Here is a 14,239-nt window from a genome sequence, read left to right on the forward strand (position 1 = left end):
TGCATTCCGGATGGCTCAGGGTGGGCCACAGCGTAGTTCACGCGTCGAGCGCCAGTCCAATATTGATTTATTGGGAAGCGATACCGATTCGATATGGAGGCGCCGCCGGCCGGGTCACCCCTGGGGCCGGTGCCAGTGCTTCAGGCCGTCCCCGCTCGCGGCGTAAGCCGCCGGACCGCCGAGGTCACCCCGGCGCGTTCGAGATTGACGCCCGGCAGCAGGTGCAGCAGGCGCACCAGCTCGGACTGGCGGTGCGTGCCGGTCTTGCGCAGCGTATCGCGGATATGCACGCGCACCGTATGCGGCGACAGGAACTCGCGCTCGGCGATTTCATTCAGCGTCTCGCCGGCGGCGAGACGGACGGCGATGATGCTTTCCTTGCGCGACAGCCCGAACAGCGAGGTCAGCACGCCCGCATCGAGCACCGCGCGCGATTCCGAATTGCCGAACAGCATCATCGCGGCAGGCAATTGCCACGGGCCTTCCACCGGCTGGCGCGAGACCAGCGGCGTGACGATGATCGGCACCGGCTGCCCGCCGGAGGTGATGTGCATCCAGGAGCCCGACGCGGCTTCGGCGCCGCGGCCGCGCATGGCGCCGTCGAGCAGCTTGCGCAGCACCGCCTGCAGCGTGTCGCTGTGGGCGCGCAGCACGCCGTCCTGCAGCGACAGGTGGCTGTCGGCCTGCACCAGCGCCTCGGCCCAGCTGTTGGCGTAGCGCACGCGCAGGTCGGCCTGCAGCACCATCACGCCAAAATCCAGGGTATCGAGCCCGGCCAGGCCAAGGCTGGCCAGCCCGCTCAGTTCAAAGTTGCGCTGCTGCATGCGCGCGGCACGCACCCAATGCGGCATGACGTGGGCCAGGCGCCGCTCGCGCTGGCCGGCGCTGATGCTGCCCGCGCTGGTGCCGCTCATCAGTACGCAGACCTCGGCGTTCTCGACCAGGCGGATGCCATGTTCGAGTCCGCTGCATGCCAGCGTGGAGACTGGACGCTCGGCCACGGCGCCATCGTGAGGGGCCGTGTGCAGCGGCGCGCAGGCGGGGCTGTCAGGCATGTCGGCCGGCATACAGCAGGCGCCGGCGTAGGGCAGCTCGAGCGGATTGGGCAGCCAGCCGCCAACGCTTGCGCCGTTGGTGAAGCAGCCGTGGGGCGTGACGCCCAGGCGTGCATGGCCGGCGAGCTTGTCCCAGATCAGGTAACGCGGGCTGCCGGTGGAGGTGTACCGGGAGAAAAGGTCGAGTGCCGCCGGCATTGCCGCAACGTCCAGCGCGGACTCGTAGATCGAGTCGACCAGACGATGGAAGTCCTCGTCCGTAGTCGGGTGTTCGCCCATGTTCACATTCCCCCCGGCGGCAAACGCCTCCTGCTTGTGCCACGGCAAGTGGCCACTTTCTTTTGTGTTATCGGTGCCGCTCTGGCGTTCTGTACCTGCGCCGATACGGCTCGCAGCGGTCCCGTCAGGCTCATCCGGCGCGCTGCGATAAGGCAATCATGCCAAACAATGTTGTTTCTTTTGTCCCCCGTGTCGGGAGGGAAAACACGGATTGCAGGCATAACACTTAGCTGGGGCCATACCAAATTGCTGCTTTGCAGCGTATGGGAGGTCGGGCGCACTACCGACTTGTGAGGCGTGATGGTAATGCGGGTGACGAGGGAAATAGTGCCGGGCGTTTCACACACGCCACACGTGTCCAGAATGTTGGCGGCAAAAAGACCCCGTTCGCGGCCCGAGAATAGGTTGCCATACCCGTTTCTGCGAACGGGCCGGTTCGAACCGGCATTCGAACCGGCTGCTATGGCGCCGCCGGGTTCGCTTGCTCGTCGCCCCCCACCTGCAGCCCTTTGCCATCGACCTGAATGGTCAGGCTGGGCGATGCCATGCGGATGCCGTGGGCGTCGAAGTTGCGCTTCAGGCGTGCATTGAACGCGCGCGTGATTTCCGCCTGCGTCAGCGGCCGGGTCTTGAACTGTGCCATCACCACCGGCCCGCTCGGGTCGAAGCGGTCCAGGCCGAGGATGTCCAGCCCCGACATCAGGTTGCGCGAGTAGCGGAAATCTCGCGCGATTTCCGTGCCGGTGGTGCGGATCAGCTCGAGGGCGCGGTCGAGGTCGCTGTGGTAGCTGATGCCGATGCTGAACACGGCATAGCCATAGCCGCGCGACAGGTTCTTGACCGCCTTGATCTGGCTGTACGGCAGCGTATGCAGCGCGCCGCGTCCGTCGCGCAGCTTGACCGTGCGGATGGTCATACCTTCGACCACGCCGGCATGGTCAGGCAGCTCGATCGAGTCGCCGATGGCGATAGAGTCCTCGACCACGATAAACAATCCGGTGATCAGGTCCTGCACCAGGCTCTGCGCCCCGAAGCCGATCGCCAGCCCGACCACCCCCGCGCCGGCCAGCAACGGTGTCACGTTGACGCCCAGGTTGGCCAGCACGGCAATCACCGCGATCAGCAGCAGCCCGATGAACGAGGCATTGCGCACCAGCGGCAGGATGGTCTTGGCGCGCAGGCTGGGCTGCGCGCCGCGTCCATGCGCGGGCGACAGCGTCTGCGTGATGGCGGTGTCGATCAGCAGCCAGACCAGCCAGGCCAGCAGCACGGTGCTGGTCACGCTGAACACGGTCTCGGTGATATGGCGGCCCGCTGCGGAAGATTCCGCCAGCTGCATCAGCGACGTGCCCCAGACGCGCATCACCATGGCAAGAAATACCACCCAGATCGCCACCCGCAGCAGCGCCATGGCGAAGCGGCCAAAGCGCTGCACATAGGCCGAGCGCCGGCGGTCGCGGAAGCGGGGCGGCTGCGCCGTTGCCTTGGGCGAGCGCCCGGCGACCATCGTCAGCAGCAGCGCGGCGACGAACAGCGCGACCGAGGCCACGGTGCGGCGCAGGAGCACATCGGCGTGGCCGGCGGCGAGCAGCGTGCCGATCACCGAAGCCACCACCACCGCCAGCACCGGCAGGTGCCAGGCCTGCCCGATCAGCCTTAGCAGGTCGGTCAGGCCAGGGTGCGACTGGCGGAAGGCCAGCGGCCGCTGGCTGATCAGCTGGCCGATCTGGCGCCGGAAGCAAAGGGTGAACACGCCGATGCCCAGTGCCGCGGCGATATTGGCCGTGGTCGACACGAGCGCGGCGAGGTTGGTGCCGATCACCGCGACGACGCGGCTGTCGGTGGCGCTGTCGCCCAGGGCCGCAAGCGCACCAGTGGCGAACAGCAGCCACGGCGAGCGCGCCAGCAGCTGCCGGACCGCAAGCTGGCGGTGCGCGGTGCGGAACAGGACGAAGATGACCTGGCACACCGCGGCGGCGATGGCACCCGCGACGATGGCATACGCAACCAGTACCGCGGCCACGGCGGCTGGCGACTGCGTGAAGGTGCGCGTCGCCATCACCAGCGTGATGCCGAAGGCGATCACCCAGGGCCCGATATGGCGCAGCATGAAAATGCCGACATCCACCCAGGACGGCACCTCGGGCAGCCTGGCACGCTCGGTACGCGGACGCGGCGGCGCGCGCCGGCGCCGGATGCGATGGCCGATCTCCCACAGGCCCCAGCCGCTCGCCGCCCATACCGCCAGCACCAGCGCGAATTCGCGCAGCGATTCCAGCCCCGAGCGGGTGCCCCGGTGGGTCAGCGCGGCGCGCCATTCCTCGCCTGCGAAGCGCGAGCGCCAGCCCCAGTATTGCCACGGGCCGCGGTCCTTGCGCAGGTGCGTGTCGACTTCGTCGAGCACCTCGGCCACGGCTCCGATCAGCCCGGGTGCCGAAGCGCCGGCCGCAGCGGCGGACGCCGGCGCCGGCGCCACCGCGGAAGCGTCCAGGCCGCGCCGCAAGGCCTGCAATTGGCCGACCAGCGCGCGCCGTTCGCGATCGTCCTGCAGTGTTGCGATGACCTGGTCGAGCGACTGCGCCAGCGGCACGCTGGCCGGGGCCGCCGGCGCGCTGGCCGGCGCCGGAGTGGGCTTGGCCGGTGCCAGCAGGGTGGCAAGCGGGCCTGCCGCCATAGCGGGCGCTGGTACCGTACAACACAGCAGTGCGAGCGCCAGCAGCGCGGCATGCATGGCCAGGCTCGCACCTGGCGTAAGCCGGCGTGGCCACATCGATCGGGAGGGGGCGTTGCGATCGGGTTTGCGCATGGCTGGATGTCCGCACCCGGCCCGGCGTGACGCTGCCGGCGGAGGCGCGGGAATGAACGTCGATCGCGCCACTGTAGCGCATCGGCGGTGCCGGGTGACGCACCGCCGCATCCGGCACGTCGGGCCACCCCGGGTCCACGTCTGGGTCCACGTCGGAACCATTCGTCGCTTCGGACGATGCGTCGCTTGCGCCGATCCACGAATCTCGAACCCACTCCGGCGTGGGCATTTCGGCGCCCGCCGGCCACTCACAGATCGCGGGCGCGCGCACCGGAACCGGTGGCCCGTCCGGCCAGCAACAAGACACAAAGGAAAGACGGCATGGAACTCAATGCATCGGTATCGGCAGTGATCACGGGCGGCGCCTCGGGCCTGGGCGCGGCAACGGCGCGCGCGCTGGCGGCGCACGGCGTGCGCGTGGCGCTGTTCGACCTCAACGCCGAGAAGGGCGAAGCGCTGGCGCGCGAGCTGGGCGGCGTGTTCTGCCAGGTGAACGTGACCTCGGAAGCTGAAGTCGAGGCCGGCTTCGCCAGGGCGCGCGCCGCCATCGGCCAGGAGCGCATCCTGGTCAACTGCGCCGGTACCGGCAATGCCATCAAGACCGCGTCGCGTTCCAAGGAAGCGCCGGACCAGATCAAGCACTTTCCCTCCGATGCCTTCGAACGCATCATCCAGATCAACCTGATCGGCACCTTCCGCTGCATCGCGCGCTCGGCGGCCGGCATGCTGACGCTGGACACCGCGGGCGGCGAGCGCGGCGTGATCATCAGCACCGCATCGGTGGCGGCGCAGGATGGCCAGATGGGGCAGGCCGCGTACTCGGCGTCCAAGGCCGCCGTGGTCGGCATGACGCTGCCGATCGCGCGCGACCTCGCGGGCGAGGGCATCCGCGTCAATACCATCCTGCCGGGCATCTTCAATACGCCGCTGCTGCAGGGCGCGGCCGAGAACGTCAAGGCCGCGCTGGCCGCTTCGGTGCCGTTTCCCAAGCGCCTGGGCCAACCGGAAGAGTTCGCCTCGCTGGCGGTCGAGATGTGCCGCAACGGCTATTTCAATGGCGAATCCGTGCGGCTGGACGGCGCCATCCGGATGGCGCCGCGCTGAGCGAAGCGGCCTGGATGGAATCAACACGGAGACGCGGATGGATTTCAGCTACCTGAGCACGCTGCCCGATGCCGTGCGCCATTTCGCCGGACTGCGGCCCGACGCGGTGGCATATGCGTTCGAAGGCCGCCAGACTACCTACGCCGACTTCGAGCGCAATACCGACCGGGTCGCGCAGGCGCTGCTGGCCGAGGGTATCCACGCCGGCGACCGCATTGCCTATATCGGCAAGAACAGCGACCACTACTTCGAACTGCTGCTCGGCGCGGCCAAGGCTGGCGTCGTCACCACGCCGGCCAGCTGGCGCCTGGCGCCGCCGGAGATCGAGTTTATCGTCGGCCATTGCGACGCGGTGGTGCTGTTCGTCGGGCCCGAATCGGCAGCGATGGCAAAGTCGCTGCTGCCGGCGCTGCCGATGGTGCGCAAGGTGGTGCTGATGGAGCCGTGCGCCGACGGCGGCGATGCGCCCTGCTACACCGACTGGCGCGACGCGCAGCCGGCCACGCCGCCGGCACACCGGCCGGCGCCGCACGACGTGGTGCTGCAGCTGTACACCTCTGGCACCACCGGGCGGCCCAAGGGCGCGATGCTGACGCACCGCAACCTGACCATCGGCACCGAGGTCAGCGAGCGCGAAGGCATTGCCTGGTCGCACTGGACGGCCGACGATATCTCGCTGGTGGCGATGCCCGTCGCGCATATCGGCGGCTCGGGCTGGGGACTGCGCAATCTGCTGTCTGGCGCCAAGGGCGTGGTCGCGCGCGAATTCGACCCGCGCGCGGTGCTGGATTTCATCGAGCACGAGCGCGTCAGCAAGCTGTTCATGGTGCCGGCGGCCATGCAGATCGTGCTGCGCGATCCGCGCGCGCGCCAGGTGGATTACTCGCGGCTGAAGTACCTGCTGTATGGCGCCGCGCCGATTCCGGCGGCGCTGCTGCGCGAGGGCATCGAGGTGTTCGGCTGCGGCTTCGTGCAGCAGTACGGCATGACCGAGACCACCGGCACCATCGTCGCGCTGCCGCCCGAGGACCACACCACCGAAGAGGTGCCGCGCATGCGTGCCGCGGGCAAGCCGCTGCCAGGCGTGGAAATCAAGGTGGTCGACTATGAGGGGCGCGGGCTGGGTCCCGATGAAGTCGGCGAGATCGTGGTGCGCTCGCAGCACAACATGGCCGGCTACTGGAAGCAGCCCGAGGAGACCGCGCGCACCATCGACGCCGATGGCTGGCTGCGCACCGGCGACGCGGGCTACATGGATGCGCAGGGTTACCTGTACATCCACGACCGCGTCAAGGACATGATCATCAGCGGCGGCGAGAACGTCTATCCGGCCGAGGTCGAAAGCGCGATCTACGGCCACCCGCAGGTGGCTGACGTGGCGGTGGTCGGCGTGCCGGACGAGAAGTGGGGCGAAGCGGTGAAGGCCATCGTCGTGCTGAAGCCGGGACAATCGCCCGATCGCGACGGCATCATCGCGTGGACGCGCCAGCGGCTGGCCGGCTTCAAGGTGCCGAAGAGCATCGAGTTCGTCGACGCGCTGCCGCGCAATCCGTCCGGCAAGCTGCTGCGGCGCAAGCTGCGCGAGCCGTTCTGGGAGGGGATGAACCGGCAGGTGAACTGAGCCTGGCTCCCTGTCCCGCGAGCGGGGCGGGGAGCATCTACTTCTTCTTGATCACGCTGACCTTGCCATCCGCCTCCAGGTACAGCGCCTTGATCTCCTCGAGCTTTTCTACCCCCTGCTCGCGATATTTGGCTTCCAGCTCGTCGTCGGTGATCGATTCGCGCCGCATGTTTTCTTGCAGCCTGGTGCCGTCGCGCACGAGCAGGATTTTCTTCGCTTCGGCAAAGCGCTGGAACGTGGGGAAGTGGTAGGCCAACAGGTCGATCAACCGGTTCCACGCAATCAGCGTGACGACCAGCAGCATGGCGTCGGCAACGCCTTCACCCTTGCCGGCCATGCCGTTCTGCGCCGCGTCGGCAACGATCACGACCAGAAGCAGGTCGGCAATGCCCATCGAGCCGATGTCGCGCCGCACGACGAAACGGAACAGCAGGAACAGCGCCCAGTACATCACCGTGCCGCGAACGACGATCTCGAGTGGCGAGACGGTGAAGAAGAGCGCTTCGCGCCAGTCGAACGAGAAGTCCATGCCCGAAACACAGCAACTTCCGGACCACTTTGCAGCGATGGCGCTTGTGCACGCCACGCCGCCGCGCTGACGGTAATTCTTGCAGCGGCTGCGTACGGATTGCCGTCGCGCAGCCGGGTGGGCTCCTGCTTCCGCAGGAAGCCGCCGGTGCGAGGATCAGTCGGCCTGGATGCCGAACTCCTTCACGATCTTCGTATAGCGCGTGGTATCCGCGGCGATCAGCTTCGACAGCGCGGCCGGCTCGCCGCCCGCCGGCGTGACCGCGATGGTGGCCATGCGCGACACCACGTCGGGCATCTTCAGGATGTCGTTGACGTGCGTATTGAGCGTTCGCACCACGTCGGCGGGCATGTTCTTCGGACCCAGCAGCGCCTGCCAGGCGCCGATCTCGACATCCTTGTAGCCCAGCTCCGCCAGCGTCGGCACGTTGGGCGCGAACGGCGAGCGCTTCAGGTCCGCCACCGCCAGCGGCACCAGGCTGCCGTTGCCCACGTACTGCGCCACCGCGCCGTAGGTGACGTAGGTCACCGGCACCTGCCCGCCGATCACGTCGACAATGGCGGGCGCCAGGCCGCGATACGGCACCTGGCTGATCTTGATGCCGGCGGACTTGTTGAACAGTTCGCCCATGATGTGCATCGGCGAGCCGTTGCCCGGCGTGGCATAGGTTTCCACCTTGCCCGACTTGGCGCGTGCCACCAGGTCGCTGACCTTGGTGATGCCGGTGCCCTTGTTGACCACCACGAACAGGGACTGCGTGCCGATCTGCGAGATCGGCGTGAAGTCATGCTGCACGTCGTAGCTGGCGCCGGTGCCGGCCTTCAGCACCAGCGGAGCGATGGCGACCGTGTTGGGCGCCAGCAGCAGCGTGTAGCCGTCCGGGTTGGCGCGCGCGACATAGGCGCTGCCGATCGTGCCGGCGGCGCCGGTGCGGTTTTCGACCACCACCGACTGCTTCAGACGCGGTGCCAGCTTTTCCGCGAACATGCGGGCCAGGACGTCGACATCGCCGCCGGCCGGATACGCAACGACGATGGTGATGGGTTTGTTCGGGTACGCGCCCTGGGCCAGGGCGGCGCCGGTGCAAAGCACGGTGGTGGCGGCGGCCAGCGTGGCCAGGACTTTGCGGCGTGCAGACTTCATGATGTTCAGACCTCGGTAAGACTTGGCGCCCGGCGGGGGCCGGGGGCCAACATGGCTGGTGAAGCGGCTGGTGAAGCCCGGCGCGCAGCGCCGGGGCATGGTGGCCAACTCGGCCGACTCAGAAGATGTGCTTGATGCCCAGCATCGAGCCCCACTGGTTCGCGCCGGGGCGGGGGTTGGAGCCGGGCGAACCACCGCTCACCGACATGGCGAGCTGGCCGTCGTTATTGATATAGCCCGCGGTGGCGTAGACCGAGGTGCGCTTGCTGAAACTGTATGTCGCACGCAGCGCGTAGAGCATGGCCTCGTTGTCGCTGCCGTGGTAGTTCAGGAAGTAGACCTGGCCGGCCAGGTTGACCGCCGGAGTGATGTCGTAGGAGACGCCGGCGTAGTACAGGTCGCTGATCGGCGTCGGGCTGCCTTCGTTGTCGCGGCGGATCCAGCCGGCGCCAAGCTTGGTGTTCTTCAGCAGCATGTAGCCGCCCAGCGACAGGCGGTCGTCGGTCAGGTTGCTGTTGGTCAGGCCGCCGAAGGCGCCGGGGCCGCCGCGCTGCGAATCGTAGGCTGCGATCAGGCCCCAGGTCTTGCTGTCATAGCCGATCATGGCCGACCACTCGCGGCAGGCCTTCTTGTCGGCCGGGTTCTCGCCGGCGCAGTTGGTGCCGGCCGGGCTGGGGCCGGCGTTGACCGCGTCGCGGCCGAAGCTGTAGGTGGCACCGACCACGAAGCCGTTGAAGTTGGCCTTGTATGCGACCGCGTTGTCGGCGCGCGTGTTGGGCAGGTAGTTGTCGAGCGAGCCCGAGCCGTACACGTTCGGCCCGAGGATATCGCTGTCGAGGATGGCCCAGAACAGCATCGTGTACTGGCGGCCGAACGACAGCTGGCCATACTGGTTGCTCAGGCCGACCAGCGCCTGGCGCCCGAACAGGCGGCCGCCCTGGTTGGCGTTGCCCGTGTCCGGCGAAAAGCCCGATTCCAGCACGAACAGGCCCTTCAGCCCGCCGCCGAGGTCTTCCGTGCCGCGGATGCCCCAGCGCGACGGCACCGTGGCGGTGTTGTTGGGCATGCGCACCAGGCTGTCGCCGCTGGCGCCGACATTGCTCACGTACTCGACACCGCTATCGATGACGCCGTACAGCGTCACCGACGATTGGGCCGAGGCCAGCAGGGGGGAAGCCGCGAGCAGCGCCGCGGCGGTTCGTGCAAGTTTCATCTACCAGTTTCCTTCCGTTTTTCCGTCTTGTAATCGTCTTTGTGGTCCGGGCCGCTGCGATGGCGCCCGGGTTTCAGGGCAGGCTTGTTATTGGCAGGGTGTTCTCCTCTTGTGGATCCCGCAGGCTGTCAAAAGCCGCAGTGTCTAGCAAAAATGCTGCCATAGCCGCTTTTGTGTTTTATATATGGAACATCAAACAACATAAGAAACGTTGAGCAAAATATAGCCGCGAGTTTCCAAAAGCTGTGAGGAGGGTTATCCCTAGTGCGGCAAGGCGACGACGCGCCGGACAGCCGCTGGCTGCACCCGCGCAGGGCCGGGCGTGCGCACGGGCGGTGCATCGGCACTGCGCGGCGCGCGCCACCGGCGGCCCGGTCGCCCAGGCGTCTTGCCGCACCGGCAAAGGCGCTGCGCCGGATGCCATGGGCCAAGGCCTGCCGCACCCTGCAAACCGGCGCGTGCACCAGGCCGGCGCGTTGACGTTTCCGTGTCAGATAGGCCTATCGTTTACCCTCATCCCGTTTCCCGAGGCGCACGCCTATGCTTCAAAAGTTTTATTCGCAAACCTAAGTTTTATATATGGAACAAAATCAGCCCCCCATTCCTCCACAGCCGGATCGGCAGCTACTGGAGGCCCTGAGCAGCGGGTTTGCGGAACGCGTGGTGACGGTCGACCGCGGTGCGCAGGTGACCTACCGCAGCGGCGGGACCAGCGGGCCCGCCATCGTGCTGCTGCACGGCATCAGCTCCGGCGCGGCCTCGTGGCTGCCTTGCGCCAGCCTGCTGGCGGCGCAGGCGCGTGTGATCGCCTGGGACGCGCCGGGTTATGGCAACTCGACGCCGCTGGCGCAGGCGCGCCCGCTGGCATCGGACTACGCGCTGCGGCTCGATGGCTTGCTGCAGACGCTGGGCATGCAGCCGGCGCTGATCGTCGGCCATTCGCTGGGTGCGCTGATGGCCGCGGCCTATGTCGCGAACGCGCGCAACCTGCCGGCGCGGCTGTTGCTGCTGAGCGTGGCGCAGGGCTATGGCGCGGCGGGCAAGGAGGCGCAGGCGCAGCAGGTGGCCCAGCAGCGGCTGGCGGCGCTGGATACGCTTGGCGTTGAAGGGCTGGCGCAACGCGGGCCGGCCCGGCTGCTGAGCGAGCTGGCCGATGCCGGCGCGCAGGCGTGGGTGCAGTGGAATATGCAGCGGCTCAACCCGGACGGCTATCGCCAGGCGGTGGCGATGCTGTGCGGCGACGATATCGACCGTTATCTGTCGCGCCGTCCGGCGTCACTGCCCACGCGCATTGCCTGCGGCAGCCACGACGTGGTGACCACGCCGCTGGCCTGCGGCACGCTGGCCGAACGCTTTGACCTGCCGATTGCGCTGATCCCCGACGCCGGCCATGCCTGCTATATCGAGCAGGCCGCCGCTACGGCGCGCCTGATCCGCTCGGCGCTGCCCTAACTGCCCCAAGGCAACGCCTTACCCTTTCCGGCGCCGCCAACTGCGCGGCACCACTCAGCTGGCGCGCCTGTCATGCGCCGACTGCGCCGCCTGGCCCCGGCTTCGCGGGTTTACCCCAGTCAATTTTTACGGTTGTGTTGTCTATAGTCGTACCTGTGTTCAATATCTAAACCAGTGTTTCATTAGTAAAACACGACGGGCGCAAAAGCAGGTCGCGCCCGGGCGGCGTCGGAACACGGTCCCCCAAGCTGCAAGACATGGAGCAAAGCGCAATGGAAAGCCTCTCGTACAACCCGAACCTGGTGCCCTGGGAGCGTCCGGCGCCGAACAACGTCGCAGGCAAGGGCCATATCGAACAACCCGGCAAGGTTGCCAACATTGTCTGGCAGACCCGCGCCACCGCGCCGAGCGCCTACGAGAACGCGCTGGGCGACGCGCTTGAGGCCGCCTTCGAAGGCGGCGCGCAGAACCCGCAGGACATCGTGCGCGCGTTCAACGCCGCCGGCTTCCTGGGCGTCGACGGCCAGCCATGGACCGAAGAGCGCTTCCTCTCCGAAATGCGCCGCCTGGGCGCCTGAACCACGCCAGAACCGCGTCCCTAGCGAGAACAAGATGGAATCGAACAAGCAAGCCCGCGCCGAAGCCCGCCTGAACACCGGCCTGCGCAACTACTGGTACCCGGTCGCCGCCTCGTGGGCGGTGAGCCATGCCCCGATCGGCATCACCCGCCTGAGCCAGAACATCGTGCTGTGGCGCGACGGCGCCGGCCAGGTCCACGCGCTGGAAGACCGCTGCCCGCACCGCGGCGCGCGCCTGTCGATGGGCTGGAACCTGGGCGACCGCGTCGCCTGCTGGTACCACGGCGTGGAAGTCGGCGGCGACGGCCAGGTCAAGAGCGTGCCGGCGGTGGAAAGCTGCCCGCTGGAAGGCCGCACCTGCGTGCGCAGCTACCCGGTGCAGGAAAAGGCCGGCGCGATCTTCCTGTGGTTCGGCGACCAGGCCCCGCAGGGCGAAGGCAGCCCCGACGAGCTGCGCCTGCCGGAAGAACTGGTCAGCGAAGAACACAGCAACTTCCTGTGCGTGGCGCACTGGGACTGCAATTACCGCTACGCCATCGACAACGTGATGGACCCGATGCACGGCGCCTACCTGCACGCGGTGTCGCACTCGATGGCATCCGGCGAGAAGTCCGCCGTGATGCAGATCCGCGAGACCGAGCACGGCCTGGTGTTCGAGAAGACCGGCCAGCGCGGCGTCAACTTCGACTGGGTGGAGTTCGGCGAGACCGGCACGCTGTGGCTGCGCCTGGCGATCCCGTACCGCGCCAAGGTCGGCCCCGGCGGCCCGTTCGGCATCGTCGGCATGGCCACGCCGGTGGATGAAGACCACTGCATGGTGTTCTTCTGGCGCACCCGCCACGTGCAGGGCTGGGAGCGCGACGTGTGGCGCTTCCTGTATCGCAACCGCCTGGAGCAGCTGCACTGGGACGTGCTCGAGCAGGACCGCGTGGTGCTGGAAATGATGGCCCCCAACGCGCGCGACCACGAGATGCTGTACCAGCACGACGCCGGCATCACGCGCGTGCGCCGTCTGCTGAAGCGCCGCGCCGACCAGGAAATCGCCGACGAGCCGGTGGCGATGCTCAAGCCCACGCAAGCCGCCGGAGCCGCCAGCCATGCCTGAGGCCATCACCAACAACGCTCTGCTGGCCGGCCGCAAGGTGCTGGTCACCGGCGCCGCACGCGGCCTCGGGCTGGCCTTCGCGAAGTCGCTGGCGGAAGCCGGCGCCAGCGTGGCCATGGCCGACATCCTGGCCGAACGCCTGCAGCAGGAAGCCGACGCGCTGCGCGCCCGCGGCCTGAAGGTGGTGCCGGTCCCGCTGGACCTGTCGGACCCCGCCTCGGTGCAGGCTTGCGCCGATGCCGCGGTGAAGGCACTGGGCGGCCTCGACGGGCTGGTCAACAACGCCGCCGTGACCGACTCGGGCGGCCGCGATGCCAGCGCCATCGACATCGCCACCTGGGACCGCGTGATGAATGTCAACGTGCGCGGCACCTGGCTGATGACTTCCGCCTGCCTGCCGGCGCTGCGCGCCAGCGGCCGTGGCGCGGTGGTCAACCTGGCCTCGGACACGCCGCTGTGGGGCGCGCCCAACCTGCTCGCCTATGTGGCCAGCAAGAGCGCCATCATCGGCATGACCCGTTCGCTGGCGCGCGAGCTGGGCCGCGACCAGATCACTGTCAACGCGGTGGCCCCGGGCCTGACGCTGGTGGAAGCCACCGAGTACGTGCCCCAGCACCGGCACGACCTGTACCGCGAGCAACGCGCGATCTCGCGCGAGCAGCTGCCCGACGATGTCTGCGGCGCGGTGCTGTTCGCACTGTCCGACCTTGCCCGTTTCGTGACCGGCCAGACGCTGGCGGTCAACGGCGGCTTTGTCATGCATTGATCCGAAATCCACTGAAGAAAACCGAAGGAATCCAAATGAGCGATCTTTCCCAACAGCAAAACATCAAGCGTTCCTGGGACCAGCCGGACGGCGCCTCGTTCGACCAGTGGATGGAAAGCCGCGTGGCGCGCTTCTCCACGCGCAAGTACGACTGGGACGCGCTGAAGTTCCAGGCCGACTACGACCCCAAGTACCGCCGCGCGCAGATGCGCTACCTGGGCACCGGCGGCACCGGCGTGGCCGCGGACACCAACACCGTGCCGTCGGAGCACTTCACCTTCTCCACCATGATCATCCCGGCCGGCCATGAAGGCCCGTCGCATATCCACACCGACGTGGAAGAGGTGTTCTTCGTCCTGCGCGGCAAGATCAAGCTGATCCTGGAAAAGGATGGCGAGCGCTTCGAGACCGTCCTGACCGACCGCGACCTGGTCTCGGTGCCGCCGGGCGTGTATCGCGAGGAAATCAATATCGGCGAGGAAGACGCGCTGATGTGCGTGATGCTCGGCGCCAAGAAGCCGGTCACGCCGACCTACCCGCCCGAGCACCCGCTCGCGAAGATCAAGCGCTGATGCGCCATCGGCCTGT

General features: G+C 67.8%; 12 protein-coding genes. 7 read left to right on the forward strand and 5 right to left on the reverse strand.

All coding sequences use genetic code 11. The annotated features are described in order from the left end of the window. Window positions 1–140 precede the first annotated feature (140 nt). Both E1J61_RS15225 and E1J61_RS15230 read right to left on the reverse strand, forming a co-directional pair. Entirely contained in the window at window positions 141–1,334 is a 1,194-nt protein-coding gene (locus E1J61_RS15225; protein WP_133094893.1) for a helix-turn-helix transcriptional regulator, read from the reverse strand. A 460-nt stretch (window positions 1,335–1,794) separates the two neighbouring features. Continuing rightward, window positions 1,795–4,140: a mechanosensitive ion channel family protein gene (locus E1J61_RS15230; protein WP_133094894.1), complete on the reverse strand. Its 2,346-nt coding sequence runs from the start codon at window positions 4,138–4,140 to the stop codon at window positions 1,795–1,797. Between the two features lie 321 nt (window positions 4,141–4,461). On the opposite strand from E1J61_RS15230, the gene E1J61_RS15235 reads away from it, so the two are divergent. Next, window positions 4,462–5,244, forward strand: a complete 783-nt coding sequence (locus tag E1J61_RS15235) for an SDR family NAD(P)-dependent oxidoreductase (RefSeq protein WP_133094895.1) — start codon at window positions 4,462–4,464, stop codon at window positions 5,242–5,244. Between the two features lie 37 nt (window positions 5,245–5,281). Continuing rightward, the gene (locus E1J61_RS15240; protein WP_133094896.1) at window positions 5,282–6,865 is read left to right on the forward strand and encodes a fatty acid--CoA ligase; all 1,584 of its coding nucleotides are present in this window, start codon (window positions 5,282–5,284) and stop codon (window positions 6,863–6,865) included. A gap of 37 nt (window positions 6,866–6,902) precedes the next feature. Here the strand turns inward: E1J61_RS15240 and E1J61_RS15245 are convergent, their stop codons facing one another. The 3 genes from E1J61_RS15245 to E1J61_RS15255 form a co-directional block, all read right to left on the reverse strand. After that, a complete protein-coding gene (locus E1J61_RS15245; RefSeq protein ID WP_133094897.1) occupies window positions 6,903–7,394 on the reverse strand; it encodes a DUF421 domain-containing protein in 492 nt (163 codons plus the stop codon). Between the two features lie 156 nt (window positions 7,395–7,550). Then, on the reverse strand, window positions 7,551–8,537 hold the full coding sequence (locus tag E1J61_RS15250) for a tripartite tricarboxylate transporter substrate binding protein (RefSeq protein ID WP_133094898.1): 987 nt from the start codon (window positions 8,535–8,537) through the stop codon (window positions 7,551–7,553). Between the two features lie 118 nt (window positions 8,538–8,655). Beyond that, window positions 8,656–9,750 carry a porin gene (locus E1J61_RS15255; RefSeq protein ID WP_133094899.1) on the reverse strand — a complete coding sequence of 365 codons (1,095 nt, stop codon included), beginning with the start codon at window positions 9,748–9,750 and terminating at the stop codon, window positions 8,656–8,658. 579 nt (window positions 9,751–10,329) lie between these two features. Between E1J61_RS15255 and E1J61_RS15260 the strand changes: the two genes are divergently transcribed. The 5 genes from E1J61_RS15260 to E1J61_RS15280 all read left to right on the forward strand — a co-directional run bounded on the left by E1J61_RS15260 (window position 10,330) and on the right by E1J61_RS15280 (window position 14,223). Further along, window positions 10,330–11,202, forward strand: coding sequence for an alpha/beta fold hydrolase (locus tag E1J61_RS15260; RefSeq protein ID WP_133094900.1), 873 nt, complete (start codon window positions 10,330–10,332; stop codon window positions 11,200–11,202). A 272-nt stretch (window positions 11,203–11,474) separates the two neighbouring features. Next, window positions 11,475–11,780, forward strand: a complete 306-nt coding sequence (locus E1J61_RS15265) for a recombinase-like helix-turn-helix domain-containing protein (protein WP_371704171.1) — start codon at window positions 11,475–11,477, stop codon at window positions 11,778–11,780. A gap of 34 nt (window positions 11,781–11,814) precedes the next feature. Beyond that, a complete protein-coding gene (locus E1J61_RS15270; RefSeq protein WP_133094902.1) occupies window positions 11,815–12,885 on the forward strand; it encodes an aromatic ring-hydroxylating dioxygenase subunit alpha in 1,071 nt (356 codons plus the stop codon). After that, window positions 12,878–13,651: an SDR family oxidoreductase gene (locus E1J61_RS15275; RefSeq protein WP_133094903.1), complete on the forward strand. Its 774-nt coding sequence runs from the start codon at window positions 12,878–12,880 to the stop codon at window positions 13,649–13,651. The genes E1J61_RS15270 and E1J61_RS15275 overlap by 8 nt, the downstream gene beginning before the upstream one ends. 35 nt (window positions 13,652–13,686) lie before the next feature. Then, window positions 13,687–14,223 (forward strand): cupin domain-containing protein, encoded by a 537-nt coding sequence (locus E1J61_RS15280; protein ID WP_133094904.1) that lies wholly within the window; start codon window positions 13,687–13,689, stop codon window positions 14,221–14,223. Window positions 14,224–14,239 lie beyond the last annotated feature (16 nt).

Source organism: Cupriavidus sp. L7L, assembly GCF_004353535.1.
Classification (GTDB): domain Bacteria; phylum Pseudomonadota; class Gammaproteobacteria; order Burkholderiales; family Burkholderiaceae; genus Cupriavidus; species Cupriavidus oxalaticus_A.